22 protein-coding genes are annotated in these 24,535 nt (G+C 60.7%); 7 read left to right on the top strand and 15 right to left on the bottom strand.

Annotated features, from left to right (window positions below):
- Positions 1-39: 39 nt before the first annotated feature.
- The 8 genes from ACR0NT_RS01550 to ACR0NT_RS01585 all read right to left on the bottom strand — a co-directional run bounded on the left by ACR0NT_RS01550 (position 40) and on the right by ACR0NT_RS01585 (position 9,309).
- The gene (locus ACR0NT_RS01550; protein ID WP_170671215.1) at positions 40-1,260 is read right to left on the bottom strand and encodes an aminopeptidase P family protein; all 1,221 of its coding nucleotides are present in this window, start codon (positions 1,258-1,260) and stop codon (positions 40-42) included.
- Between the two features lie 160 nt (positions 1,261-1,420).
- Positions 1,421-2,632, bottom strand: a complete 1,212-nt coding sequence (locus ACR0NT_RS01555; protein ID WP_170442322.1) for an ABC transporter permease — start codon at positions 2,630-2,632, stop codon at positions 1,421-1,423.
- A gap of 5 nt (positions 2,633-2,637) precedes the next feature.
- A complete protein-coding gene (locus tag ACR0NT_RS01560; RefSeq protein ID WP_170442319.1) occupies positions 2,638-3,909 on the bottom strand; it encodes an ABC transporter permease in 1,272 nt (423 codons plus the stop codon).
- A 66-nt stretch (positions 3,910-3,975) separates the two neighbouring features.
- Positions 3,976-5,067 carry an extracellular solute-binding protein gene (locus ACR0NT_RS01565; RefSeq protein ID WP_170442316.1) on the bottom strand — a complete coding sequence of 364 codons (1,092 nt, stop codon included), beginning with the start codon at positions 5,065-5,067 and terminating at the stop codon, positions 3,976-3,978.
- 111 nt (positions 5,068-5,178) lie between these two features.
- Positions 5,179-6,270: an ABC transporter ATP-binding protein gene (locus ACR0NT_RS01570; protein ID WP_170442313.1), complete on the bottom strand. Its 1,092-nt coding sequence runs from the start codon at positions 6,268-6,270 to the stop codon at positions 5,179-5,181.
- 149 nt (positions 6,271-6,419) lie between these two features.
- Positions 6,420-7,127, bottom strand: coding sequence for an aspartate racemase/maleate isomerase family protein (locus tag ACR0NT_RS01575; RefSeq protein WP_170442310.1), 708 nt, complete (start codon positions 7,125-7,127; stop codon positions 6,420-6,422).
- Positions 7,124-8,269 carry a M24 family metallopeptidase gene (locus ACR0NT_RS01580; RefSeq protein WP_170442307.1) on the bottom strand — a complete coding sequence of 382 codons (1,146 nt, stop codon included), beginning with the start codon at positions 8,267-8,269 and terminating at the stop codon, positions 7,124-7,126. Before ACR0NT_RS01580 ends, ACR0NT_RS01575 begins: the two co-directional genes overlap by 4 nt.
- The gene (locus tag ACR0NT_RS01585) at positions 8,266-9,309 is read right to left on the bottom strand and encodes a pyridoxal-phosphate dependent enzyme (RefSeq protein ID WP_170442304.1); all 1,044 of its coding nucleotides are present in this window, start codon (positions 9,307-9,309) and stop codon (positions 8,266-8,268) included. The genes ACR0NT_RS01580 and ACR0NT_RS01585 overlap by 4 nt, the downstream gene beginning before the upstream one ends.
- A gap of 86 nt (positions 9,310-9,395) precedes the next feature.
- On the opposite strand from ACR0NT_RS01585, the gene ACR0NT_RS01590 reads away from it, so the two are divergent.
- Together ACR0NT_RS01590 and argE are read left to right on the top strand one after the other, a co-directional pair.
- Complete coding sequence (locus ACR0NT_RS01590) at positions 9,396-10,580, top strand: M24 family metallopeptidase (protein WP_170442301.1); 1,185 nt, start codon at positions 9,396-9,398, stop codon at positions 10,578-10,580.
- The gene (gene argE / locus ACR0NT_RS01595) at positions 10,577-11,734 is read left to right on the top strand and encodes an acetylornithine deacetylase (RefSeq protein WP_170671213.1); all 1,158 of its coding nucleotides are present in this window, start codon (positions 10,577-10,579) and stop codon (positions 11,732-11,734) included. The genes ACR0NT_RS01590 and argE overlap by 4 nt, the downstream gene beginning before the upstream one ends.
- On the opposite strand, the gene ACR0NT_RS01600 is transcribed toward argE, so the two are convergent.
- Genes ACR0NT_RS01600 through ACR0NT_RS01625 form a run of 6 tightly spaced genes read right to left on the bottom strand, consistent with a single transcriptional unit; the run spans position 11,731 to position 17,415 of the window.
- Positions 11,731-12,597: a DUF1989 domain-containing protein gene (locus ACR0NT_RS01600; RefSeq protein ID WP_170442295.1), complete on the bottom strand. Its 867-nt coding sequence runs from the start codon at positions 12,595-12,597 to the stop codon at positions 11,731-11,733. The two genes, argE and ACR0NT_RS01600, sit on opposite strands and share 4 nt — an antisense overlap.
- A gap of 28 nt (positions 12,598-12,625) precedes the next feature.
- Entirely contained in the window at positions 12,626-14,104 is a 1,479-nt protein-coding gene (locus ACR0NT_RS01605) for an aldehyde dehydrogenase (RefSeq protein ID WP_170442292.1), read from the bottom strand.
- Positions 14,105-14,112: 8 nt separating this feature from the next.
- Entirely contained in the window at positions 14,113-15,147 is a 1,035-nt protein-coding gene (locus tag ACR0NT_RS01610) for an LLM class flavin-dependent oxidoreductase (protein ID WP_170671211.1), read from the bottom strand.
- Between the two features lie 12 nt (positions 15,148-15,159).
- Entirely contained in the window at positions 15,160-16,068 is a 909-nt protein-coding gene (locus tag ACR0NT_RS01615; RefSeq protein WP_170671210.1) for a flavin reductase family protein, read from the bottom strand.
- Positions 16,065-16,844 carry an alpha/beta fold hydrolase gene (locus tag ACR0NT_RS01620; RefSeq protein ID WP_170671207.1) on the bottom strand — a complete coding sequence of 260 codons (780 nt, stop codon included), beginning with the start codon at positions 16,842-16,844 and terminating at the stop codon, positions 16,065-16,067. The genes ACR0NT_RS01615 and ACR0NT_RS01620 overlap by 4 nt, the downstream gene beginning before the upstream one ends.
- Positions 16,816-17,415 carry an amino acid synthesis family protein gene (locus ACR0NT_RS01625; protein ID WP_170671205.1) on the bottom strand — a complete coding sequence of 200 codons (600 nt, stop codon included), beginning with the start codon at positions 17,413-17,415 and terminating at the stop codon, positions 16,816-16,818. The genes ACR0NT_RS01620 and ACR0NT_RS01625 overlap by 29 nt, the downstream gene beginning before the upstream one ends.
- 108 nt (positions 17,416-17,523) lie before the next feature.
- On the opposite strand from ACR0NT_RS01625, the gene ACR0NT_RS01630 reads away from it, so the two are divergent.
- The 5 genes from ACR0NT_RS01630 (at position 17,524) to ACR0NT_RS01650 (ending at position 23,510) form a co-directional block, all read left to right on the top strand.
- On the top strand, positions 17,524-18,387 hold the full coding sequence (locus ACR0NT_RS01630; protein WP_170442279.1) for a LysR family transcriptional regulator: 864 nt from the start codon (positions 17,524-17,526) through the stop codon (positions 18,385-18,387).
- Between the two features lie 77 nt (positions 18,388-18,464).
- A complete protein-coding gene (locus tag ACR0NT_RS01635; protein WP_170671203.1) occupies positions 18,465-19,715 on the top strand; it encodes a sarcosine oxidase subunit beta family protein in 1,251 nt (416 codons plus the stop codon).
- A 12-nt stretch (positions 19,716-19,727) separates the two neighbouring features.
- Positions 19,728-20,015: a sarcosine oxidase subunit delta gene (locus ACR0NT_RS01640; RefSeq protein ID WP_170671201.1), complete on the top strand. Its 288-nt coding sequence runs from the start codon at positions 19,728-19,730 to the stop codon at positions 20,013-20,015.
- Positions 20,012-22,957 (top strand): sarcosine oxidase subunit alpha family protein, encoded by a 2,946-nt coding sequence (locus ACR0NT_RS01645; RefSeq protein WP_170671199.1) that lies wholly within the window; start codon positions 20,012-20,014, stop codon positions 22,955-22,957. The genes ACR0NT_RS01640 and ACR0NT_RS01645 overlap by 4 nt, the downstream gene beginning before the upstream one ends.
- Positions 22,950-23,510, top strand: coding sequence for an aminomethyltransferase family protein (locus ACR0NT_RS01650; RefSeq protein WP_170671197.1), 561 nt, complete (start codon positions 22,950-22,952; stop codon positions 23,508-23,510). Before ACR0NT_RS01645 ends, ACR0NT_RS01650 begins: the two co-directional genes overlap by 8 nt.
- An 8-nt stretch (positions 23,511-23,518) precedes the next feature.
- Here ACR0NT_RS01650 and ACR0NT_RS01655 read toward each other — a convergent pair whose 3' ends face one another.
- Positions 23,519-24,517 carry a GlxA family transcriptional regulator gene (locus tag ACR0NT_RS01655; RefSeq protein WP_170671195.1) on the bottom strand — a complete coding sequence of 333 codons (999 nt, stop codon included), beginning with the start codon at positions 24,515-24,517 and terminating at the stop codon, positions 23,519-23,521.
- Positions 24,518-24,535: the final 18 nt, after the last annotated feature.

Below are 24,535 nucleotides of genomic sequence, written 5' to 3' on the forward strand. Positions count from 1 at the left end.
GATGTCGGGAAGGGTCGGCGACCCTTCCCTGCAACGCTATCAGGCGCTGATCGTGTTATGTTCCGGTCCATAAGGGAAGCCGGTGATATTCTCGGCGCCGGTTTCTTCAACGACCAGAATGTCATGCTCACGGTACCCGCCTGCGCCCTTCTGGCCCTCGGGTATCCACAGCATCGGTTCGATCGACACAACCATGCCCGGCTCCAGCACCGTGTCGATATCCTCACGCAGTTCCAACCCGGCCTCACGGCCATAGTAGTGGCTGAGAATGCCGAAGGAGTGGCCATAACCAAAGGACCGGTATTGCAGCAGCCCTTCATCTGCAAAAAAGCGGTTGATCTCGGCCGTGATACCCGAGCACGTCGCGCCGGGTTTGATCAGGCTCAGACCAAGCTCATGTGCGGCAACGTTGGCCTTCCAGATACGCAGGCTTTCGGCATCGGGTTCGCCAAGGAACAGGGTGCGCTCCAAAGCGGTGTAGTAACCCGAGATCATCGGGAACGTGTTCAGCGACAGGATATCGCCCTTTTGCAGCGCCCGTTTGGTAACCGGGTTATGGGCGCCATCGGTATTCAGGCCAGACTGGAACCAAACCCATGTGTCACGGTATTCGGCATCTGGATAGGCACGCGCGATCTCTGCCTCCATCGCGTCACGTCCGGCCATTGCAATTTCGATCTCGGTCGCACCTTCACGGATCGCGGCATGGATGGCCGCGCCACCTACATCAGCGGTGCAGGCACCGCCCTTGATCAGTTCGATCTCTTCGGCGGATTTCACCATGCGTGCGGCCATCGTATCGGGGGCGATATCCACCAGTTCCGGCCCACCCAGCATGTCCAACGCGGTGTCGCGCATGGCCAGCGTCATGTGATCGCCTTCGATACCAATCCGCCCTACCGAGCCGATCAGGTTGGCCACAGCGCGCCAGTAGTTGTTCCGCTTCCAATCGGTGTAGATCACGTTTTCCTCGACCGAGCGCCGCCACGGCTGGCCCGCGTCGATATTCGCCGACACGGTCGTGCATGCGTCTTGAGTCACCACGCAGCCATAAGGACGGCCGAACGCGCAATACAGAAAGCCCGAGTAATAGGCGATGTTGTGCATTGACGTCAGCAGCACCGCCGGGATATCGCGCGCCGCCATCGTCGCGCGCAGGCTCGCCAGACGCCGGGCGTACTCTGCCTTGCTGAAAGGCAGCGGAGCCTTATCGCCATTGTGGCAGGTGAAGAACTCGGGGCGATTTTGCAGATCAGTCATTTGGTCTCTCCTCAATGCCGGACAGGCACAGCCCGGCCACAAGCCCCGGCGTTCAGGACAAGCGGCCTCGGGAACCGAGAGCCATGCACCCCGCCTAACGTCACGACGCCATCGTGACCGGAGTGCATGGTGAAATCGCTAAATCAGCTTTCGAGTCGCGTCAAGCCGGGCTGAGGCCCCGCAGACGTTCGGACCGCCGCCGCAGCAGTTCAACCGTGGTCAGCAGCGCAATCGAGATGACCACAAGGATCGTCGCCACCGCCAGAATGGTCGGGCTGATCTGCTCGCGAAGACCGGTAAACATCTGCCATGGCAGCGTTTTCTGACTGGCCGAACCGACGAACAGCACCACCACAACCTCGTCGAACGAGGTGATGAAGGCGAACAACCCGCCCGAGATCACGCCCGGTAGGATCAGCGGCATCTGGATCTTGAAGAAGGTCCGCACCGGCCCTGCCCCCATATTCGCCGCAGCCCGCGTCAGCGATTGATCGAACCCGACCAATGTCGCGGTCACCGTGATGATCACGAAAGGAATGCCCAGAACGGCGTGCGCCAGAATGACCTTCACATAGCCCACAAAGTTCTTGTCCATGCCCAGCGTGCCCTCAAGGAATCGCCCGATGTCACTGTAGAAAAAGAACATCCCCGTCGCCGAGATGATCAGCGGAACGATCATGGGCGAAATCAGGATACCCATGATGGCCCGGCGCCCAGGAACATGCGATTGACTGAGGCCGATGGCCGCCAGCGTCCCCAGCGACACCGAGATGAACGTCGCAATCGGCGCAATGATCAGCGAGTTCTTGAAGCTGCGCTGCCATTCATTGTTGGTGAAGAAATCGCGGTAATGCTTCAGCGAATACCCCTCGGGGTCCAGACGCAGCATTTCAGGCGTGAAGGTGAAAAAGTCCTGTGCATTGAACGAAAGCGGCAGCACCACAAGGATCGGCGTGATCAGGAAGACAAAGATGGCCCCGCAAATCACGCGGAACAGGTAATGCTCGAACACCTGCCGACCCGTCAGATAGGGCAACAGCTTCTGCCGATAGCGCCCCTCGTACAGCCAGAAGATGAAGAAAGCAAAGAACCACCCAGCCAGCAGCCCGACGATCAGGCCGGTAATTCCGGCAAAGAAAAAACCGATCGCGGCAAGCCCTAGAACGGTAATCCAGCGCGCGACACGTTCATTGTCGAGCACGGTGATATAGATCCAGGCAAGCCCTGCCATCAGTGCGGCACCGATCAGGATACCCAACAGGACATTGCCCTGCCCGGCTCCGACGAACATACCGAGGAAACCTCCGGCGATGGCGACCGCCGGCAGGACGACCGACAACGGTTTGCGGGATATAGGTGTAAGTGCAGCCATGATCTTTATCCCAGTTTCACGTTATCGATGCCCACGATCTTGTCGTAGCACCAGTAGAGCAACAGAACGACCGCCAGCAGGATCGTCCCCAACGCCGCCGCCAGACCCCAGTTCAGCGAGGACGAGATGTGGTAGGCAATCCGGTTCGAGATGAAGACACCTTTGGTGCCGCCCACGATCTCGGGGGTGATGTAGTAACCGATGGCCAGAATGAATACGAGGATGGACCCCGCTCCGATGCCCGGAATGGATTGCGGGAAATAGATCCGCCAAAAGGTCGTCCAGTTGGTCGCGCCCATCGACTTGGCCGCGCGGGTGTAGGATGGCGGGATCGTCTGCATTACCGAATACATCGGCAGGATCATGAACGGCAGCAGAATGTGGGTCATCGCGATAATCGTGCCGAACTGGTTGTTGATGATCACAAGCCGCGCATCGTCCGCGACCAATCCCAGCCAGACCAGGGTTTCGTTGATCACGCCCTGCTGTTGCAACATGACCTTCCATGCAGATGTTCGCACCAGCAGCGACGTCCAGAACGGAAGCAACACAAGGATCATCAGCAGGTTGGAAACCCGCATCGGCAACGTCGCCAGCAGATACGAGACCGGATACGCCAGCAAGATGCAGGATGCGGTGATGATCAGCGACATCATCAGCGTGCGGCCGAACAGTTTGATCAGAATCTGTTTGTCCTCGGGCTGCGCCTGCGCGCCTTCGGGCGTACGACGCATGTCAACAGCGTTCAGGAAATAGCCATTGGTGATCGGGACCGCATGGGTCTTGATCGTGCGCCAGGTCTCGACATCGCCCCAGCCGTCGTGAATCTCGATCAGCTTTTCCTTGAAAGGCGCATCAGCTTCGGGATCCAGGCGCTTGATACTGCGACCTGATTTACGAAACATCGAAGACATGCCGGTCTGTTCATAGTTCAGACGCGTTCCGAGTCTCGTATGCGTCTTCGCCTCAACAGCTGCGACCATGTCCTTAGTAAAGGCAGCGTAAAGGGCTTCGTCGGGCAGCTCACCGCTCTCGGCATCCCAATTCTTCAGCTCGACCACAGTCAGTGGGAGCGTTTCTGCAACGATGCCGTTTTCAACCGACCGTAACAACATCGACACGATCGGGATCACGAACGAGAGCATTACAAACAGCAACAAGGGCGCAACAAGGGCCAGCGCCCGAAGTTTGCGGCGGCGCAGGGATCGCGCCAGCGATTTCTTCAGTGGCGTGCCATCTGCGGCCAGCATCGGACCGGATTGAGTAGCGTCAGTCATCTGCGTCCCTTGGTCTTTGGTGGGTCGGGGCCATTGGCGGCCCCGGCCTTGCGTATCAAGACAGGCTTATTGTGCCAGCCATGCCTGGAATTTCGCGTCGATATCGTCGCGGTAGTCAGCCCAGAACTCGTAGTTGTACAGGAACGTGTTCTTGGCGTTTTCCGGATCGGTCGGCATGTGCGGTGCCATGTCGATGCCCAGTTCAGCGTGCTGACCAACCAGCGGTGCCGACGAAGCACGGGCCGGACCGTACGAGATGTACTTGGCCTGATCCGCCAGACGCTGCGTGTCGGTCGCGAAGCGCAGGTAATCCAGCGCGCGCTGCTTGCGCTCTTCATCCAGACCGGCGGGAATGATCCAACCGTCAATGTCAAACACCTGCGCATCCCACAGCATCGCAACCGGCTGGTTCTGCTCTTCGATCACGCTGAACAGACGACCGTTGTAGGTCGAGCCCATAACAACCTCGCCATCGGCCAGCAGCTGCGGTGTGTCGGCACCCGCAGACCACCAGACGACGCTGTCCTTGATGGTGTCCAGCTTGGCCAGCGCCTGGTCCTGCCCTTCCGGGGTTGCCAGCACGTCATAGACGTCGTCCTTGGCAACGCCGTCACACAGCAGCGCCCATTCCATGTTGTTGATTGGACGTTTCTCCAGCGAGCGTTTGCCCGGATAGGTCTCCAGATCAAATACAGCGCAGATTTCGGTGGGCGGGGTGTCGCCGACCAGATCGGTGCGGTAGCCGAAGGTGGTCGAGTACACGATGCTGGGGATGTAGCAATCGCTGACAATCAGTTCACCGAAGTCCTCGGAAGCCGGCGAACCATCGGGCGCTGGCTCCAGCATCGCGTCGTGATCGATTTCCATCGCCAGGCCTTCGTCGCACAGGCGGATCGCGTCCGAGGCCACAACGTCAACCACATCCCAGGTGATGTTGCCCGCTTCGTTCATCGCACGCAGCTTGGCGACCGCTTCGTTCGAGCTGTCATCATTCAGGATGGTGACGCCGGTCTTTTCCGAATAGGGCTCGTGATAAGCTTTCAGCTGCGATTTGGAGTATGCGCCACCCCACGAAACGATCGTCATCTCTTCGGCCATCGCGCCACCGGCAACTGCGGCAAGTGCACTCGCCATCAGAGTGGTTTTGGTAACTTTCATTGTTAACTCCCTGTTATACCCGTTAATTTTAGCTTTGAAGATCGGATCACGGGGCAACCCGATCATCTGATGTCCCGCGCACCCGGGCGGATCACACGGGGAATTCCAGTATCAGGCGTCCAGCGCCCGGCAATCCTGAGCCAGCCAGCCGATCTCGACCTCCTGGCCGGGGCGCAATCTGACCGCATCCGGCGCGTTCCGAGTTTTGATGATGAAGTCATCATTGCCAGCCACGGACAGACGGAAGCGGAACACGTCGCCCATGTAGATGAACTCTTTCACCGTGGCCTTCAGCGTATGCGCATCGGCGTGCAAACGGTCCTTGTTGAACTCGACGCGTTCGGGGCGGATTGAAACCTTGGTGCGTTCGCCAGCGTTGTGGACGTTCACCGGCTTGGCATCAATTTCGGACCCGTCATCCAGGACAACCACGCACGAATCGCCGTCGATTGACTTAACAACACCTTCCAAAGTGTTGTTTTCGCCAATGAATTGCGCAACAAAGCTGTTCTCGGGCTCTTCATACAACAGGTCCGGCGGAGCAAGCTGCTGAATACGGCCGTCATCGAACACGGCGACACGGTCCGACATCGTCAGCGCTTCGGTTTGGTCGTGGGTCACATAAACGGTGGTGATCCCCAGTTCGTGTGCCAGACGGGTGATTTCGAACTGCATATGCTCGCGCAGTTGTTTGTCCAGCGCGCCCAGCGGTTCGTCCATCAGAACCAGCTCTGGTTCGAACACCAGCGCACGCGCCAGGGCGATCCGCTGCTGCTGACCACCGGAGAGTTGTGCCGGGCGGCGGCTGCCAAAGGCCCCCATCTGCACCATGTCCAGTGCCCGCTTTACCTTTTCCTCGCGCTGATCCTTGCCCATCTTCCGCACTTCCAGCGGGAACGAGAGGTTTTCGGCCACGGTCATATGCGGAAACAGGGCATAGTTCTGGAACACCATCCCGATGCCACGCTTATGCGGCGGGATGTTATTGATCGGCTTCCCGTCCAACATGATTTCGCCATGCGTGGCGGTTTCAAACCCGGCCAGCATCATCAGGCAAGTTGTCTTGCCGGACCCCGACGGGCCCAACATTGTCAGAAACTCACCTTTTGGCATTGAGAGGTTTAGATCTTTTACAACGAGTACTTCACCATCATAAGACTTCTGGACACGCTGAAACTCGACGAACGCTGCGTCATTGGACATATACCGACTTGGCTCCCTGTGCGGTCTGTTGTTTGCCCGGTTTATCCGGATCTCAAAGACCTATTGGCCTCATTAAAGGACATGCGAGACGCAGCGCGCAACCAAAATGTGACAAAGGTCAGACATTTTCGGTTGCGCCTGCATCACCACTAGACTGAATTCAGGTCCCGCATGTGCCATGCAAGGCTTTGATTGCTGGACAAAACCGGCTTTTTCAGGCGGCTTTCGACTTCCGGGATTGCATCAAAAGTTCTTAAATTCGTACAGCTTATGAAGACTGCTTCAACCGATGCATCAGCCCCGAGTTTCAGCGCAGCATCCACCACGGAGCGCTGCGAAATGCGCACAACTTTCGATTCTTCCGCCTCTCCGAACGAGCCGAACACATCCATAACAACCCCATTTTCAGCAAACGCCCGGCGCAGCGGTTCGTTCACTTCTTCGATATAGGGTGACAGCAGTGCGAATTTCGAAACACCCAAATGCGCCGCACAGGCGGATGCCGCGCGCAGAGGGTTCGTGACCACAGCCGTATTGCAGGTTTTCCGAACCATCCGTTCGATCTGGTCGGACCCGATAACCGAACTGGCCGATGTGCACCCGTATCCGACCACCTTGTAGGGGCGAATCTTGGGCAACAGGTCCGCGGCGGCAGGCAGGGCTTTCTCCATTTCCGCCAGAGTGTCTTTCGTCACCTCTGCCCCGCTGGGAATGCGCGACACATACACCGGCGCACGCTGGTCGGCGAAATAGGCGTTGAACTCGGGCTCGATCGTCTCGTCGGTTTGCAAGACGATCAACCCCATCGGCGTGGCGTCTGGATCGTCCTTGTCCAGCGTGTAGGGCAGATAACTCATATCTCGGGCAACTCCGGGCCGATTCTGGGGCTGATGAACCGCGGTGCCCCTTCGGTGATAACTATGTTCTCCTCGTGCACGAGGATTTTGTCGCCGACCGCAATGCCGGGTTCCAGCGTCAGAACCATGCCCGGTTCAAGAACCGTATGATCGGTGGGGATCAGAGAGGGCCATTCCGTCAGCGACATCCCCAACCCATGCCCCAGCCGCCCCGCGCCAGTCTCACCCGAGGTGCGGGACAGCACCTTGTTCATGACGTGAAACAGATCTGACGCTGTTGCACCTGGGCGCGCAGCGTCGAATGCGGCGTCAGAGGCTTCGATCAGCGTTGCATAGGCATCGCGTACCTGAGTGCTAGCTGCTCCGACCGACCAGTTGCGGTCGAAGTCGCAGAAATACCCGTCCCAGACCAACCCAGTATCCAGCATCAATACGTCACCGGGTTGCAGCGCCGTGGCGCGGGCCGGTGAGATCACATCCGTATACCCGCCCTGCTCGGCCCCGCCAGCAAGGTACGGCACCCAATCTGCGCCCTCATCCAGACACAGCATCTGAAATCGGCGGAAGACCTCGTCCAGTGCAGCGCCCTCACCGGCAATCTCGGGCACGCGCTGGAAGGCCCGACCGGCAATGGCGCAAGCGGTTTCGATCTTGGCAATCTCGGCTGGGGTTTTAACCATCCGAAGAGCGCGGAGAATTCCCCCATCACTGTCCAAACGGCGTGCACCAAGCGCCTGCTGCAACCGGTTCAGGTCGGCGCGCGGCATACGAACATGGGTCTCGTGCCCGTCCGGCAGGCCGATGGCTGCATCCGCCGGACATACCTCGCACAGAGTATCGGCCAGCAGGCTGACACCGTCGTCGCTCAGGTCCGGGGCGCTCCAGGTGCGGATATCATCCACCCATGACTGCGCCATCAGCGCCTCCCCGATCGACGGGATCACGGCAATCGGTTTGCCCGCTGCGGGAAGGACCAGAAACCAAGGGCGCGTCGGACTTTCCCAAAAGCGGGTGAGGTAGCCGGTGAAATAGCGTATCTCTGGCTCGGTCGTCAGCAACAGCGCCGACAGGCCCGCCTGCTTCATCATGCGCTGTGCGCGGTCCGTTCGCGCGTGGAATTCGGACGCCTCAAAGCCCCTCATTCAGCGATCTCGGACAGGAAGCACAAGACACGGGCATCAGATCCGATGCCCAAAGCCTCGCGCACTTCGGAATTCATGACGGCCGCAACCCCTGCCCCGCCTGACGCAGTGGTGGCGATGCCCGCTGCGGCCATTGCCGGAAGATGCCCGGTCACTTGCGCATCGGAAAGGGTCAGGAACCTGTCTGCATCGCGGGCCAACCCGTTCAGAGCGATCAGTGACGGTTCCTTGCAATCAAGCCGCCCCATCACGCTGTCGGGGCCATCGGCGAAAACGCAGGCGCCGGCCTCGATACTGGCCTGCAACGCCGGGGCCGCATCAGGTTCGACCACGATGATCTGCGGTGCGTCCCCCCAGACGGTTCGCGCATAGGCCGCAACCGCACCCGCCATTCCACCGACACCGGCCTGCAACATGATATGAGTCGGCACTTGCGGGCATTGCCGGGCGGCCTCGGCCGCCATCTGCAAGTACCCTTCCATCAGGGTATGCGGCAGGTCGTAGTATCCCTCCCACGAACTGTCCGACAGCAGAATCCAGTTGTTTTCCCGCGCCGCATTGCTGGCGGCGTCCATACTGGCCGCGTAATCCGCGCCCTCGCGCACAACTTTCGCGCCTTGTTCACGCAAGCGTTCGGCAAAACTCTCGGGTACGGTCTCGGCGATATAGACCACCGCGTCGGCCCCGAACCTGCGCGCACCCGACGCCACGCTTAGGCCGTGATTACCCGCACTCGCCGTGACATAAGTGCGGCCGGACAGCGTTGTGTTGTCCGGCGTTTCGGCAATCTCTGCCGCATGGCGCGCGATAACATAGGCCGCGCCCAAGGCCTTGAACGACCCCAGCCCCATCCGTCCACGTTCATCCTTGACCCAGAGGTGCGCGACATCCGCCAGCCCCGGAACTTCGGTCAATGGGGTCTCGTCAGCGGACAGGCAACGCGCGATCAATTCCGAGGCGCGGGCCACATTCGTAGACGGAAACGGTGCGCCCTCGATCAGTTTCTGACCGGCGCGATACGGGTTGGATGTGATTTTCAACTGAACGTCTTCCCTGTGTTGCCCATTGACGTGATCGGATTCGTCTAGTTCTGTCAACAAAACTCAGACACCGCACGGAGCATCTCATGGCCCATGCCGATCCGGCTTTCAGCCAGGCTGAATATGATCGTCGGCTGAAAAAGACGCGCGCGGCCATGGCAGCCGCAGGACTGGACGCGCTGTTTGTCGAGGATCCATCGAACATGGCGTGGCTGACGGGGTATGAGGGTTGGTCCTTCTACGTGCATCAGGGCGTTCTGGTCCTGCATGACCGCGATCCGATCTGGTGGGGCCGCAATCAGGATGCCAACGGCGCACGGCGCACAGTCTGGATGCCGGATAACCGGATATACGGCTATGCGGACCACTACGTGCAATCGACGCTCCGACACCCGATGCAGGACCTTGCAGCGCTGATCCGCGACTGCGGGCTGACTGCGGGCCGGATTGGGGTCGAGTTGGACAACTATTACTACTCGGCCAAGGCGCATCTGACCTTGCTGTCAGAGCTGTCACAGGCCGAACTGATCGACGCGAACGCGCTGGTGAACTGGCAGCGCGCGGTGAAGTCCGGTGAAGAAATTGCCTTGATGCGCAAGGCTGCCCGGATTTCGGAACACGTGATCGACGGCGTGCTGGAGCGGGTTGAACCGGGACTACGCAAGAACGAGTTGGTCGCGCAGATTTACCATGATGCGATCTCGGGCGTGGGCAACGATTGGGGGGACTACGCCGCCATCGTTCCCCTGCTGCCTTCGGGTCCGGATGCCGCGGCGCCTCATCTGACATGGGACGGCGCGACCTTCAAATCCGGCGAGTGCACGTTCTTCGAGCTGTCCGGCTGTTACCGCCGTTATCACACACCCTTCTGCCGGTCCGTCTTTCTGGGCCAGCCACCCGACCACCTGTTGCGAGCCGAGGCAGCACTGGTCGAAGGGCTAGAGGCCGGATTGGACGCCGCCCGTGCGGGCAACCAAGCGCGTGATATTGCACTGGCGCTGGCCGCCCCCTTAGAACGCGCCGGGATCGAGCGCGGTGCACGCTGCGGCTATCCGGTGGGTCTCAGCTATCCGCCCGATTGGGGTGAACGCACCATCTCCCTGCGCCCCGAAGATGAGACCGTTCTGGAACCCGGCATGACCTTCCACTTCATGCCCGGCCTCTGGATGGACGATTGGGGCCTTGAGATCACCGAGTCGATCCTGATCACCGAAACCGGACCTGCCGAGTGTTTCTGCGATCGGCCCCGCAAGATGTTTGTGAAACCATGACCCTGCTCAGAACCACCGAAATCCTGGCTGACCTGATTGCCTTTGAAACGGTCTCTGCCGACAGCAATCTTGAGATCATCCGCTACCTGACCGAACGGCTTGAGGCACTGGGCGCGCGCTGCATCGAAACGCGCGATGCGACCGGTGCCAAGGCCAATGTCTTTGCCACGCTGGGGCCGGACATGCCCGGAGGTATCCTGCTTTCCGGCCACACGGATGTGGTTCCGGTGGCGGATCAGGACTGGACCACCGACCCGTTTCAGATGACCGAGAAGGACGGTCGACTTTATGGTCGCGGCACCTGCGACATGAAGGCGTTCATTGCCGCTGCCCTTGCTTTTGCTGAGACAGTGGACACCAGCAAACTGACCCAACCGCTTCATTTTGCCTTTACCTACGACGAGGAAACCGGCTGTCTGGGCGCGCAGAACCTTGTGGACGACCTGTCCAAACGTGGCATCGTTCCGGACATCGCCATCATCGGTGAACCCACCGAGATGCGAGTGATCGAGGGGCACAAGGGTTGCTTCGAATACACCACCAGCTTTGTCGGACTAGAAGGCCACAGCTCGGCCCCAGATGACGGTGTGAATGCCGCAGAATACGCGGCGCGCTATATCGGCAAGCTGCTGGAATTACGCTACATCCTGAAATCTCGCGCCCCGAAGGGCAGCCCGTTCGAACCGCCTTGGACCACGGTCAATGTCGGGCGCATCTCGGGCGGCGTTGCCCATAACGTCATCGCCAGCAAGGCCGAAGTCGCGTGGGAAATGCGCCCCGTGCAGTCCAGCGATGCGGAACTGGTGCGCAAAACCCTGTCGGACTATGTGCAACACACTCTGCTGCCCGACATGCAGGCGGTTCACCCCGAGGCCAGCATCACGCAGGAGGCCATCGCCGAGGTTCAGGGACTTGAACCCATGGACGAAAACGCCGCCCGCGAACTGGTCGCCGAACTGACCGGCGCGAACGGCACCGGCGTCGTCGCCTTCGCCACCGAAGCCGGGCTGTTCCAGCAACTCGGCGTGCACGCAATTGTCTGCGGGCCCGGTTCGATCACACAGGCGCACAAGGCGGATGAGTATGTCGAGATTGAACAACTTGATCTGTGCTGCCGGATGCTGACTCGTTTGGGGCGCCGCCTGACTTCTTAACCGGTCCCATGGGTCCGGTCATAGGCGGATCGCGGCGGCTGAACATGCGCCGCGCGTGCGTCTTCGCCAGGATCATAGACCTCCATCACCAAGGGGAAACAGGCCGCTGCGTCCGAAGAATGCTCGGACGAACAGTCGCCGCCGGGACAGGCCGAAAGACCGACGATTAGATCAATCTCGGCGTAGAATTCCAGATAGTCCCCCGGACGCACCGGACTGGCCTTCATGAAGTACTGGCCGGTGTCGCGTGTGAAGCCGGTGCACATGAAGACATTGAGCACATCATGGACCAGCATCTCGGCCTCGTGCAGCGGCAGATCGCAATGGCTGGCCAGCGCGCGGGTCAGGTTGGAATGGCAGCAATAGTGATAGTCATCGCCCGACAGCAACCGTCCGGTATAGGGATCACAGCGGGTGCCAATCACGTCATGAACCGAGCCACCAAAGGCGTCAAACCCATACCAGTCCAGCGTATCATCCACGATGGTCGCCATCGGGCGCATATTGGGAAAGCTCGACCACATACGGTCTCCGGTCGACAGGTGGGTGCCGTGCAACGCGCGGGTCTTGCCGGAATAGAACCTCTCAGTCAGGTCGTGCTTGTTCCACATATTCAAGTCACCGACCTGAGGGCCATCGACCGACAACACCCGAACAAACGCGCCAGCAGGCACGTCGATGCAGGTGGCATCCCGAGGCGCGGCGGTGGCCTCGGCCGTTTTGCTGGCCCCTGCCCGCAGCGTGGTTAGCGCAGCCAAATCCGGCTGCTCCAGCGTCTCAGGGGGGTAGCAGATGACCGGAGGAATGGCCTTGCGCTCATTCGCGTCCGCTGGTGCCGCGAAATTCGGTTTCTCCAGTTTCATAAGCGCCCTCCCGTGCGTTTCCACAGGCTTAGCGCATTACAAACGGGTTCGCCATCGGCTCTTGCGCGGTGCTGATCCAGGTTGTCTTGGTCCGGGTATAGTCGAGGATCGCCTCGACCCCGGCCTCGCGCCCATAGCCTGACTGATTGAACCCGCCAAACGGCGCAATCGGTGAGATCGCGCGGTAGGTATTCACCCAGCAAATCCCCGCCCTGATCCGTTTAGATACCCGATGCGCCCGCGCCAGGTTCTTTGTGAAAACCCCCGAACCCAGCCCGTAGGGCGTGCTGTTCGCCAGCGCGATGGCCTCGTCTTCGGTGTCGAAAGGAAGCAGAGACATGACAGGCCCGAACATCTCAACCTTCAGCGTTTCGGTCTCGGGTGAGGTGCATTGAACCAGCGTTGGCGTCATGTAGTTGCCCGGACGATCCGCAGGCGCACCGCCAAATCGGATCACCGCGCCCTGCCCTTGCGCCGAGGCCAATGTCGCCTCGATCTTGCGCACCTGAGCGGCGGTGCAGAGCGGGCCAACATGAGTATCAGAGTGCAGCGGATCGCCCAAGCGAATGGCGCTGGCCTTCTGTTTGATCCGTTCGATCAACGGCTCCAGAATGGACCGATGCACCAGACCGCGCGTCCCTGCCACACAGCTTTGACCGGACGCACCAAAATTCCCCGCGATCAGCCCATTCGCAGCACCGTCCAGATCGGCGTCGTCAAACACGAGAATTGGGGACTTGCCACCCAGTTCCAGCGAGGTCACCGCAAAGTTTTCTGCCGAGTTGCGCACCACATGCCGCGCGGTTTCCGGCCCACCAGTAAAGGCAATCCGGTCGACATCGGGATGACGGGTCAGCGGAATGGCGCAATTCTCGGCGTCGCCGGTGATGACCGAGACGACCCCGGGCGGGAACCCGGCCTGTTCGATCAGACGCGCAAACTCCAGCATCGGCGCTGGCGCGATTTCTGAGGCTTTCAGCACCACCGAACACCCCGCAGCCAAGGCCGGGCCCAGCTTGGTGGCTGTCAGGAACATCTGCGCGTTCCACGGCACGATGGCCGCCACAACGCCAATCGGTTCTCGCGTTGTGAAGACATGCATGTCGGGCTTGTCGATGGGCAGCACCGTGCCCTCGACCTTATCCGCAAGCCCCGCGAAATAGCGGTAATAGTCCGCCACATATCCCGTTTGCGCCGAGGTTTCCGCCAGCAGTTTGCCGCTGTCGGTGGTCTCCAACTCTCCGAGACGTTTGGCGTTTTCGGCTACCAGATCAGCCAGGCGATACAGCAGCTTTCCCCGCGCAGTTTGCGTCATGTCCCGCCACGCCGGATCGTCCAGAACCCGTTTGGCCGCAGCAATAGCGCGATCAACATCACCGGTCGAGGCGCAGGCAAATGTCGCCCACCCCTGCCCGGTCGCCGGGTTTTCCGAGGTCATGACCTGAGCGTCTGCCCCCTCGGTCCATTCGCCATCAATGAACAGCTGAAAATGCGGAAGGTTTTCCATGGTTTTCCTCACTGAAAAGCTGGCATGACGTCGTCGATGAACCGCGCCAGCGAGGCGCGTTTGCGGTCGTTGGTCATGCCGCTGTCGACCCAGAACGAAAACTCATCATAGCCCAGATCCTCGTAACGTTTGATCCGGTCGATCACTTGCTGCGCGGTGCCGACGGTCAGGTCACGGCCCAGTTTCTCGGTTGTGTACATCGGGTTCGCGTCCATTTCCTCGGGTGAGATCGGTTCGATCAGCCCCTGCTGAATGGGTCGTTTGTTCAGGAACCACGCGCCGAAATAATTGTAATAACGCCGCAAATCCTCGATCCCCTGCGCTACATCAGCATCATCCTTGCCGACATAGGTGTGGTGCAGCAGCATGATCTTGGGGCGCGGCCCGGCATAGCTGGCGCAGGCATCGTTGAAACGGCCCATCAGCGTTTCGATCTCTTCCATTCCCTGCCACAGCGGTGTGACCTGAATGTTGAACCCGTTATGGACGCCGAATTCGTGGCTGTTGGGATCACGCGCCGCGATCCAGATCGGAGGTCCACCATCCTGCAGCGGTTTCGGGGCAGAAGTCGTCGCCGGGAAGGAATAGAACTCGCCCTCATGCGCGCAATCGCCTTCCCAGATCTTCGGCAGCAAAGGGGTGGATTCGCGCATTTTTTGCCCGGCCTCCCACGCATCCATGCCGGGTGCCAAACGCTCGTATTCAAAAGAATAGGCGCCGCGTGCGACCCCCAATTCGATGCGGCCCTTTGTGATCTGGTCCGCCGCTGCGGCCTCGCCCGCCAGTTTGATCGGATGCCAGAATGGCGCGATCACCGTCCCCGTGCCCAAACGGACATTCTTGGTGTGATGCGCGAGATCGACCAGAGGCAGGAACGGGTTGGGTGCAATGGTGAACTCCATCCCGTGATGCTCACCCGTCCAGACCGCGCGCATCCCGCCGTCGTCGGCCATTTTCGCCAGACCGACGAATTCATCATAGAGAACGTCATGCGGCTGGTCGGGCGTCAGACGCTCCATATGGGCAAACAGAGAAAACTCCATCATCCGGCTCCTTTAGCGAAAACTGTGAATGTCGCCCCGTTCGGCGTCACCCAGATACAGGGCGAAATCGCCGGTCTGAGCCTCGCGCGCAAAGCGGGTCATCATGTGGTGAATGCCGGGGGTGGCATAGGTCAGGTTGGGCAGGTCCTCGACCGCGACCCAACGGGTATTTTCGGTCGGCGCGGCCTGTTCGGCCGAGGCCAGAAAGAACGTGTAGTGCAGCTTGGTGTCGGCATCGTTGAACGCGGAGTAAACCTGATCGATCCGCACAGGGATACCACGCTCGGCCAGTCCTTGTGCCAGCCTGTTTCGCTGGCCACCGGGTTCTGCACCGGCGACCTGAACCGGGCGGAAGCGACCGTCATGTTGTTCCAGCAGAACCTTGTCACCGGACGTGATGATGGCCCCGCAAAGCGTCGGCACTTTCGAGTCCATCTCGCGTTCCAGACCCAGGCTGAAATACGAGCCGCTTACATAACCAAGGCCGTCACCCGCGGCGTGCGTGAACTCAAGCACCTGCCCCATCAGAATAGTGTGGTCGCCCGCCGCGATGGCCTGATGGGTTTCGCAACTGAACTGCGCCAGTGCTCCGTCGATCAGTGGCAGGCCGTGCACTCCGTTTCGGTGGGCCACTTTCGCGAACCGATCCCCCTTGTATCCGGCAAAGGTGTTCGACACCTCCTGCTGACCCTCAGCCAGAATGTTGACGGCGAAGTGCCGACAACCGGTGAAGACTTCGTAGCTGGACAGGAACTTGCCCGGACAGACCAGCAACAGCGGCGGATCAAGGGACACGGAGGAAAAGGAATTGGCCGTGAACCCGACCGGAGCACCGGTCGCATCGCGTGTTGTCACCACCGTTACACCGGTCATAAAGCTGCCGAAGGCATCGCGCAGGGCGCGTGGGTCAAGCGTCGTCATGGCAAGCACTCCTGCAGAAAGCGCAACAGGCTGGCGTTGACCGCATCCGCATGGGTCATCGGCATCATATGCGCGGCGTTCGGGATGATCTCGGCCCGTCCCTTGGGTGCCAGCCCGGCCATGTCGCGCGACATTCGAGGGGTTGAATTCGGCTCATCCGCGCCAGTCAGAAACAAGGCCGGGCATTTTATTGCGGCCAATTGCGCCTTGGTCGGACCATCGCTTTCGGCGAACACCGTGTAGGCCGCCTTGTAGGCGCGCGGATCGACCTCTTGCAGCCAACGCGCGCAGGTTTCGCGTTCCGCCGATGCATCCTCGGCAAACCACCGTTGCAGAGTGACCGTCGGATCGTTTGGATGTTTCTCGTCCAGCGCATGCGCGCGCGACAGGACCGCTTTTCGGGCTGCTTCCGGCCGCTGAAAAACCGCATTTAGGGCTGCAACGCCTTTGATGTTGAGGTTTCCCGAGGCCCCAATGTAGGTCGCAATCAGAGCCCCCATCGAATGCCCGATCAGTACCGCGGGTTCCTGTATCAACGCAGCAACCGGCGCGGCATAACTGTCTAGCCCATCGACTGCAGAGAACGGTGTGTCGCCATGCCCGGGCATATCCGGACACAGCACGCGAAACCCGGCGGACACCAACGGCTCGATCTGTGCGCCCCACGCCTCGGCCCGTAAGCCAACGCCATGCAGCAGAACGACCAGCGGCCCTGTACCCGCGTCAATCGCGGCCAGTTCGCCGTATTCAGACCGAGGCCGGGTTGTCCACGTCATGACCCAGATCCTTCAAATCCTGATACCGGTCCCCAATGCGATGGTGGGGCCGACCCGAGGTTGCGCCACCCAGCACGATCACCACCTCATCCGCGCGCGGTGCATCGGGAATGGCGAACTGCAGCGTCAGGTAGTGAGACCGGCGACCCGCATCGTTCTTGTCCATCAACGGGACCATGATCGGCGCGTTTGCAGGGCCACGCGTGTTGGTGAAAGACAGATAGGATTTCGCCGCCACCGCCTGCCGGAAATGATTGCCAAAATGTAGCGTGTGGATCAGGCCCGAGGCGTGCTCGACTTCGCCGTCCAGCCCCACCACCGCGGCCTTGCCATACGCTTCGATGGCGTCGCCGCTGCCCGCCAACGCGATCATCCGGCTGGTCAGCTCTTCGCCCAGAATCGGCGCAAAGCTCAGAATTTCGGGCCGCAGATCTTCGACATAGCGACCCGCCCAGGGGTTCGAAACCACAGCCGCAACCGCAAACATCCGCCACGGGCGCTCGGCCTTGCGAAATCCTTCGACCAGAACCTCTTCGTCATAGGTCACGATTTTCCGAATACTTGGCTCCACGAGCGCCCCCTTTTCTGTCGTTGACAAACTATCCTCGCCCAGGGGTCGCTTTGACAAACGAAAGAACTTCGGTCTTAGGTATTAGTGACTCTAATATGTAGGTTACCAATGTCGAAATCCCTGCCCCCGCTGACGTGGTTCAGATCGTTCGAAGCAGCGGCCCGACGGCTCAGTTCGACCGCCGCCGCCGAGGAGATCGGGCTGACGCAATCCGCCGTCAGCCAGCAGATCAGATCGCTGGAAACGCGGTTGGGGGTGGTTCTGTTTCACCGCCATGCGCGCGGGCTGTCCCTGACCGACGAAGGCCGCAAGCTGCTGCCGCAGGTCGAAGCCGCGCTTGAGATGCTGCACTCTGCCGCCTCGCCCTATCTGGCCGAGGAACGGGCGCGGCATATTACCGTTGCGGCCTCGGTCAGTGTGCTGGAATGGGTGATTTCCCCGGCCTTGCCCCGGTTTCAACAACAGAACCCTGATACGTCCGTACGGTTCGTCAGTACAATCTGGCCGGATGAGTTCGCGGCCTCACGCGCAGATGTCGAAATACGGTTCGGTTCGGAAAAGCAGGTTGGGCGGGATGCAACGGCATTGCAACCAAATCACCTGATCGCGGTGAAAGCACCGCACCTTTCGGGTGGCCTGCCAGACCTTCCCCTTATCGGAACCGTTGGTACGTCGGACAATTGGGGGTCGTGGGCCGAAGCGACCGATCTGCCGGTCGGCGCCCCTGCGTTCTATGTCGATTCCTACGGCCTTGCTCTGCACCTTGCCACGACAGGCAACGGCGTCGCGTTGGTCAACGCTCTGATCGCCGATCACGCCCTGCAGACCGGTCAGGTCGTACTTGCATCAGATGCCTCTGCCCCGGCCAGCGAAGGGTATTTTCTGGCGGTGCAGCGCCGCTCGCCCGAGGTCGATGCCTTTGTGCAGTGGTTTGCCGATATTCAACGCAAAGAGACGCATCACCAAGTCTGATTCAATCAAACTGATGTCGCATCTGAGGATGTTCAAACCGCTCATAATAGTGAATTCTGGCAAAAAAGGTCCGATTCATGCGATACTCCGGCTTTCGAGTCATCAAAGAGGCGCTTACCGGCCACAAAGGGTGGAAACCGGTCTGGCGCGAGCCCGAGCCCAAGGCGCATTACGACATCGTCGTCATCGGTGGCGGTGGTCATGGGCTGGCCACGGCGCATTACCTGTCCAAGGTTTACGGTCAGCGCAATGTGGCCGTGGTCGAAAAGGGCTGGATCGGTGGCGGCAATGTCGGGCGGAACACTACCATTGTCCGCTCGAATTACATGCTGGACGGGAACGAACCGTTCTACGAGTTCTCGATGAAACTGTGGGAAGGGCTTGAGCAAGACCTGAACTACAACGCCATGATGAGCCAGCGCGGGATCATCAACCTGTTCCACACCGACGGCCAGCGCGACGCCTATACAAGGCGCGGCAACGCGATGATCCTGAACGGCGCGGATGCCGAGCTTTTGGATGCCGAGCAGGTGCGCAAGGAACACCCCTATCTGAACTTCGACGACGCCCGCTTTCCGATCAAGGGTGGCCTAGTGCAGCGACGTGCAGGTACGGCCCGCCACGACGCGGTGGCCTGGGGCTTTGCCCGGTCGGCAGATATGCACGGCGTGGATATCATCCAGAACTGCGAGGTGACCGGTCTACGGATCGAGAACGGTAAATGCCTGGGCGTCGAGACCACCAAGGGCTTCATCGGCGCGACCAAAGTGGGTTGCGCGGTTGCCGGCAGTTCCAGCCGTGTGATGGGAATGGCTGGGATGCGCCTGCCCATCGAAAGCCACGTCCTGCAGGCCTTTGTATCCGAGGGCCTGAAACCGGTCCTGCCCAGCGTCATCACCTTTGGCGCGGGCCACTTCTATGTCAGCCAGTCTGACAAGGGCGGGCTGGTCTTTGGCGGCGATATCGACGGCTACAACACGTATGCCCAACGCGGCAATCTGCCGGTGGTCGAGGATGTTTGCGAAGGCGGCATGGCCCTGATGCCGATGATCGGTCGTGCCCGCCTGCTGCGGATGTGGGGCGGCGTTATGGACATGTCGATGGACGGTTCGCCCATCATCGACCGCACCCCGGTCGAGGGGCTCTATTTCAACGGCGGCTGGTGTTACGGCGGGTTCAAGGCGACCCCGGCCTCGGGCCATTGCTTTGCACATCTTCTGGCGAAGGACGAACCGCACCCGGTCGCCACCGCCTATCGCCTCGACCGGTTCAAGACGGGCCGGATGATCGACGAAAAAGGTGTGGGCAACCAGCCCAACCTGCACTGAGGGGACTGTTCCATGATTATCAACCATCCCCTTCTAGGCCCGCGCGACGCCTCGGAATTCACCTATCTGGGCGACGCATCCATGATCGACCGCCCTGATTGGCAGGCCGAAAACGCGGCCGATGCGTTCTATGAATACGGCTATCTGCGCGACAACCCCGCCGGTGAGCATCAAGAGCTGTGGTATCACGAGGCCGGAGACCGTTCGTGGCTGGTCGTTACGCGCAACACGCTGACGCACGAGATTTCAAAGGTGGAACTGGCCCGTGATGTGGCCCGCGCGCGGGGGCGATCCAAATGACGCAGAGCAACAGGCTTGATGGCGGCCAGATCGACCGTAGCACTTCACTGACCTTCCGTTTTGACGGGCGCAACTTAACCGCCCACCCCGGTGACACTCTGGCTTCGGCCCTGCTGGCCAACGATGTGCGTCTGATCGGGCGGTCGTTCAAATATCACCGTCCGCGTGGGTTGTTGACCGCAGGGTCAGAGGAACCCAACGGCATGGTCGAGTTACGCACCGGTGCCCGCAAGGAACCCAACACGCGTGCCACGACGATTGAGATGTTCGACGGGCTGGAGGCCTATTCACAGAACCGCTGGCCCAGCCTCAAATTCGATACGCTGGCGGTGAACGATATGTTCTCAAACTTCCTGTCGGCAGGGTTCTACTACAAGACCTTCATGTGGCCTGCGGCGTTTTGGGAAAAGCTCTACGAGCCAATAATCCGTCGCGCTGCTGGCTTGGGTTCTCTGTCGATGGAGGCCGACCCGGACGAGTACGACAAGGGCTTCCGTCACTGCGATTTACTGATCATCGGGGCCGGGCCAGCCGGCCTGATGGCGGCCTTGACCGCGGGTCGTGCTGGCGCCGATGTCATCCTGGCCGATGAGGACTTCGCTCTTGGTGGGCGTTTGAACAGCGAGACCTTTGCGGTCGGCGACCGCAGCGCCTCTGACTGGGCCGCGCAGGCGGTGGCGGAACTGTCTTCGATGCCCAACGTCCGCCTGATGCCGCGCACAACCGTGATCGGCGCATTCGACCACGGTATCTACGGCGCGGTGGAACGGACCGGGGACCACCTGCCCACCCTGCCCGCAGGCAAGCCGCGCCAGATCCTGTGGCGTATCTATACGCAAAGGGCGCTGCTTTGCGCCGGGGCCACCGAGCGCCCGATCGCTTTCGAAAACAACGACCGGCCTGGCATCATGATGGCAAGCGCCTTGCGGACCTATGCCAACCGGTTCGCAGCCACGGCGTCGCACCGCGTGGCGATCTTTACCAACAACGACGACGGCCACCACACCGCCGCCGATCTGCACTCCAAGGGCGTCAAGATCGCCGCCGTTGTGGATGTACGAGAGGACGCTCCTACCAGCTATGACTATGAAGTTCTGAAAGGCGCGCAAGTCGTCGACACCAAAGGGCGCCTTGGGCTGGCCTTTGTCGAAGTTGCGATGCCGGACGGATCAACCCGCACGCTGGACTGCGGCGCACTGGGCGTGTCCGGCGGCTGGAACCCGAACGTCCACCTGACCTGCCACCAACGCGGACGCCCGGTTTGGAACGAAGCTCTGGCCGCCTTTGTCCCCGGCTCCGACCTGCCCGTGGGCATGTCCGTCGCAGGCGCCGCGAACGGGATCATGTCAACCCACGGTGCCCTGCAATCCGGTGCCGAAGGGGCGGCCCAGGCACTGGGCTTGATAGGCGCCCTGCCCGATTTGCCCGAGGCCGAGGACGCTCCGGTCACGCAAACACCTTTCTGGTACGTGCAGGGCTGCAAACGCGCCTGGGTGGATCAGCAGAATGACGTGACCGTTAAGGACGTCAAGCTGAGCTATCAGGAGGGTTTCCGTTCGGTCGAGCACCTGAAGCGCTACACCACGCTGGGCATGGCGACCGATCAGGGCAAAACTTCGAATATCACCGGGCTGGCGATCATGGCGGAAGTGGCCGGTAAGTCGATCCCCGAGGTCGGCACCACGATTTTCCGCCCGCCTTACACTCCGGTTCCAATCGCCACCTTCGCGGGTCGTATGAAGGGGCAGGACTTCCACCCGACCCGCCTGACGCCTTCGCACTATTGGGCCAAAGAGCGCGGCGCGGTGTTTGTCGAGGTTGGCAACTGGCTGCGCGCGCAGTGGTTTCCCCAACCCGGTGAGACGCATTGGCGGCAATCGGTGGACCGTGAGGTGCGCCAGACCCGCGCCTCTGTCGGGGTGTGTGACTGCACCACGCTGGGCAAAATCGACGTGCAGGGCACAGATGCAGCCGAGTTCCTGAACCGCATCTATGCCAACGGCTTTGCAAAACTGGCCGTGGGTAAAACCCGATATGGCCTGATGCTGCGCGAAGACGGAATGGTCATGGATGACGGTACCGCGGCGCGGCTGGCCGAGGATCATTTCGTCGTCACCACGACCACAGCCAATGCCGTGAGTGTCTATCGCCACATGGAATTCGTGCGCCAATGCCTGTGCCCGGACATGGACGTTCAGCTGATCTCGACCACCGAGGCCTGGGCGCAATACGCCGTGGCCGGACCGAACGCGCGCAAGCTGCTGCAAAAGATCGTCGACCCCGAGTTCGACATCTCGAACGAGGCATTCCCCTTCATGGCCTGTGGCAACATCACCGTCTGCGGCGGGTTGCGGGCGCGGCTGTTCCGGATCTCGTTCTCGGGCGAGCTGGCTTATGAGATCGCCGTCCCCTCGCGCTATGGCGATGCGTTGATGCGGCGTCTGATGGATGAGGGCGAGGAGTTTGACGTTGTCCCCTACGGCACCGAGGCACTGGGCGTGATGCGGGTCGAAAAAGGCCACGCGGCAGGCAACGAGTTGAACGGCACCACCACGGCGCTGAACCTTGGGCTGGGTAAGATGGTGTCGAAGAAAAAAGACAGCATCGGCTCGGTCCTCTCGGAACGTGAAGCACTGGTCGAACCGGATGGGCTGCGGCTTGTGGGGATCAAACCTCTGCAGGCCGAGGACAAGATCACCGCGGGTGGACATCTGATGAATGCCGATGGCCCTGTCGATGCGGTTCATGATCAGGGCTATGTCACCTCGGCCGTTTATTCGCCCATACTGAACAGCAATATCGGGCTGGGTCTGGTCAAAAACGGGGCGGCAAGGCTGGGTGAGAAAATGCGGCTGGTCTCTCCCCTGACCAATCTGACGGTTGAGGTGGAACTCGTCTCGGCCCATTTCGTCGACCCTGAAGGAGAGCGTCTGCGTGCATGATCTTGTTGCGATAACCGCCCTGGGTGGGTCTGAGCCGCGTGTGGACTCTGTTGGGGGCGTCACATGCACCGAAGTCCCCCAAGTTGCGCTAGCGTCGGTCGCTGCGCGCGCAGGGCTGGAAACCAAAGCTGCCGAGGCGCTGGCCCAGCTGATTGACGCGCGCCCGCCGGAAGCTGGCCGTTGGGCTGGCGCGGCGGTCAACGCGTTTTGGTCCGGGCCGGATCAATGGATGATCGAAGCCCCCTATGATAGCCACCAAGACCTCGCGGATCAGGTCAAGGCGGTTGTCGGGGATGCGGCTTCGGTGACGGAACAGACGGACGCGTGGGCGCGGTTCGATCTGAGCGGTGAAGACATCAAAGCGGTGTTGGAACTGCTGTGCCAACTTGATCTGCGCAAGTTTGATGAGGGCAGCGCCGCGCGGTGTGCGATCCATCATCTGGGCTGTTTCGTGCTGTGCCGAACGCCCGAGATGGTCAGCATATACGGCCCGCGATCCTCGGCAGGGTCGCTGCACCACGCCATCGTCACGGCAATGCGCGCGGCGCTGTAAAACAGCCCTCAGACCGACGGTAAGGGCGCGTTGTCCTCGACCCGAAAACGGTTGATGCGGCGTCTATCCTCGCTGGGGCTAAGCCCGAAGGCCGCGCGGTAATGGGTAACCAGAGGTGAGACCGAGCTGTATCCGACGGCCTCGGCAATCTCGGGGATCGGGTCCTTGGTATAGACCACCATCTGCCGTGCCGCCTTCATGCGCATGGCGCGGTAATAGTGGCTGGGGCTTTGGCCCGTTGCCTGCTTGAAGGCGCGCTCGATCTGGCGAGGCGTGACACCCGTCCGCTGCGCCACGTCCGCGATCGAAATCGTCTGGCTCAAATGCGCCGCGAACAGCGCGACGCAACGCGACACCAGTGGCGGCAGGCTGTCGCCAGTACCCGGCGCATTGGCGCTGGGCACCTGCTGTCGAACCCCTGCCCCGCGCATCATCGGATGCTGGAACCAACAGGCGACCTCATGCGCCACGTCGCCACCCAACCGGTCCTGAATCAGATGCAGCGCCAGATCGAAACCTGCCGCAGCCCCGGACACGGTGTATCGGTTGGCGTTCCGGACGATCACTTCGCTGCGGGCATCCATGCCGGGGAATTCGGCCTCGAACGCGGCCTCATAGCACCAATGGACTGAAACCGGATGACCCTGCATCACCCCGGACCTCACCAAGGGAAAAACCCCGGCGCTGATCCCACCAAGTACAGTGCCGTGCCGCCCAAGACTGCGCAGCACTCCATTCCCGGCCGTCGGATTGTCAAAGACCGAGGTCGGACTGCTGAGCAGAAACAGAACATCGATGTTCTTGCAGTCGGCCAGCGACCGTTCAGCCTCGAACCCGACACCGGCGCTGGATTGAACCTTTTGACCGTGCTCCGAGATCAGCGACCAGCAGAACGCCTGTTGCCCGGCGATTTCGTTGGCCGCCCGCAATGGCTCGATCACCGAAGTCAGACAGGCCATGGGAAAGCCGTCAAACAGCAGAAAGCCGATCTCGATTCTGTCATCCATGCGCATAGGGCTGTCCTA

The organism is Ruegeria sp. AB10, from assembly GCF_056542745.1.

Excerpts from the sequence above, each read along its gene's own strand:
- ACR0NT_RS01550 (WP_170671215.1), bottom strand. The coding sequence starts at position 1,260 with ATGACTGATCTGCAAAATCGCCCCGAGTTCTTCACCTGCCACAATGGC.
- ACR0NT_RS01555 (WP_170442322.1), bottom strand. The coding sequence starts at position 2,632 with ATGGCTGCACTTACACCTATATCCCGCAAACCGTTGTCGGTCGTCCTG.
- ACR0NT_RS01560 (WP_170442319.1), bottom strand. The coding sequence starts at position 3,909 with ATGACTGACGCTACTCAATCCGGTCCGATGCTGGCCGCAGATGGCACG.
- ACR0NT_RS01565 (WP_170442316.1), bottom strand. The coding sequence starts at position 5,067 with ATGAAAGTTACCAAAACCACTCTGATGGCGAGTGCACTTGCCGCAGTT.
- ACR0NT_RS01570 (WP_170442313.1), bottom strand. The coding sequence starts at position 6,270 with ATGTCCAATGACGCAGCGTTCGTCGAGTTTCAGCGTGTCCAGAAGTCT.
- ACR0NT_RS01575 (WP_170442310.1), bottom strand. The coding sequence starts at position 7,127 with ATGAGTTATCTGCCCTACACGCTGGACAAGGACGATCCAGACGCCACG.
- ACR0NT_RS01580 (WP_170442307.1), bottom strand. The coding sequence starts at position 8,269 with ATGAGGGGCTTTGAGGCGTCCGAATTCCACGCGCGAACGGACCGCGCA.
- ACR0NT_RS01590 (WP_170442301.1), top strand. The coding sequence starts at position 9,396 with ATGGCCCATGCCGATCCGGCTTTCAGCCAGGCTGAATATGATCGTCGG.
- argE (WP_170671213.1), top strand. The coding sequence starts at position 10,577 with ATGACCCTGCTCAGAACCACCGAAATCCTGGCTGACCTGATTGCCTTT.
- ACR0NT_RS01600 (WP_170442295.1), bottom strand. The coding sequence starts at position 12,597 with ATGAAACTGGAGAAACCGAATTTCGCGGCACCAGCGGACGCGAATGAG.
- ACR0NT_RS01605 (WP_170442292.1), bottom strand. The coding sequence starts at position 14,104 with ATGGAAAACCTTCCGCATTTTCAGCTGTTCATTGATGGCGAATGGACC.
- ACR0NT_RS01610 (WP_170671211.1), bottom strand. The coding sequence starts at position 15,147 with ATGGAGTTTTCTCTGTTTGCCCATATGGAGCGTCTGACGCCCGACCAG.
- ACR0NT_RS01615 (WP_170671210.1), bottom strand. The coding sequence starts at position 16,068 with ATGACGACGCTTGACCCACGCGCCCTGCGCGATGCCTTCGGCAGCTTT.
- ACR0NT_RS01620 (WP_170671207.1), bottom strand. The coding sequence starts at position 16,844 with ATGACGTGGACAACCCGGCCTCGGTCTGAATACGGCGAACTGGCCGCG.
- ACR0NT_RS01630 (WP_170442279.1), top strand. The coding sequence starts at position 17,524 with ATGTCGAAATCCCTGCCCCCGCTGACGTGGTTCAGATCGTTCGAAGCA.
- ACR0NT_RS01635 (WP_170671203.1), top strand. The coding sequence starts at position 18,465 with ATGCGATACTCCGGCTTTCGAGTCATCAAAGAGGCGCTTACCGGCCAC.
- ACR0NT_RS01640 (WP_170671201.1), top strand. The coding sequence starts at position 19,728 with ATGATTATCAACCATCCCCTTCTAGGCCCGCGCGACGCCTCGGAATTC.
- ACR0NT_RS01645 (WP_170671199.1), top strand. The coding sequence starts at position 20,012 with ATGACGCAGAGCAACAGGCTTGATGGCGGCCAGATCGACCGTAGCACT.
- ACR0NT_RS01655 (WP_170671195.1), bottom strand. The coding sequence starts at position 24,517 with ATGGATGACAGAATCGAGATCGGCTTTCTGCTGTTTGACGGCTTTCCC.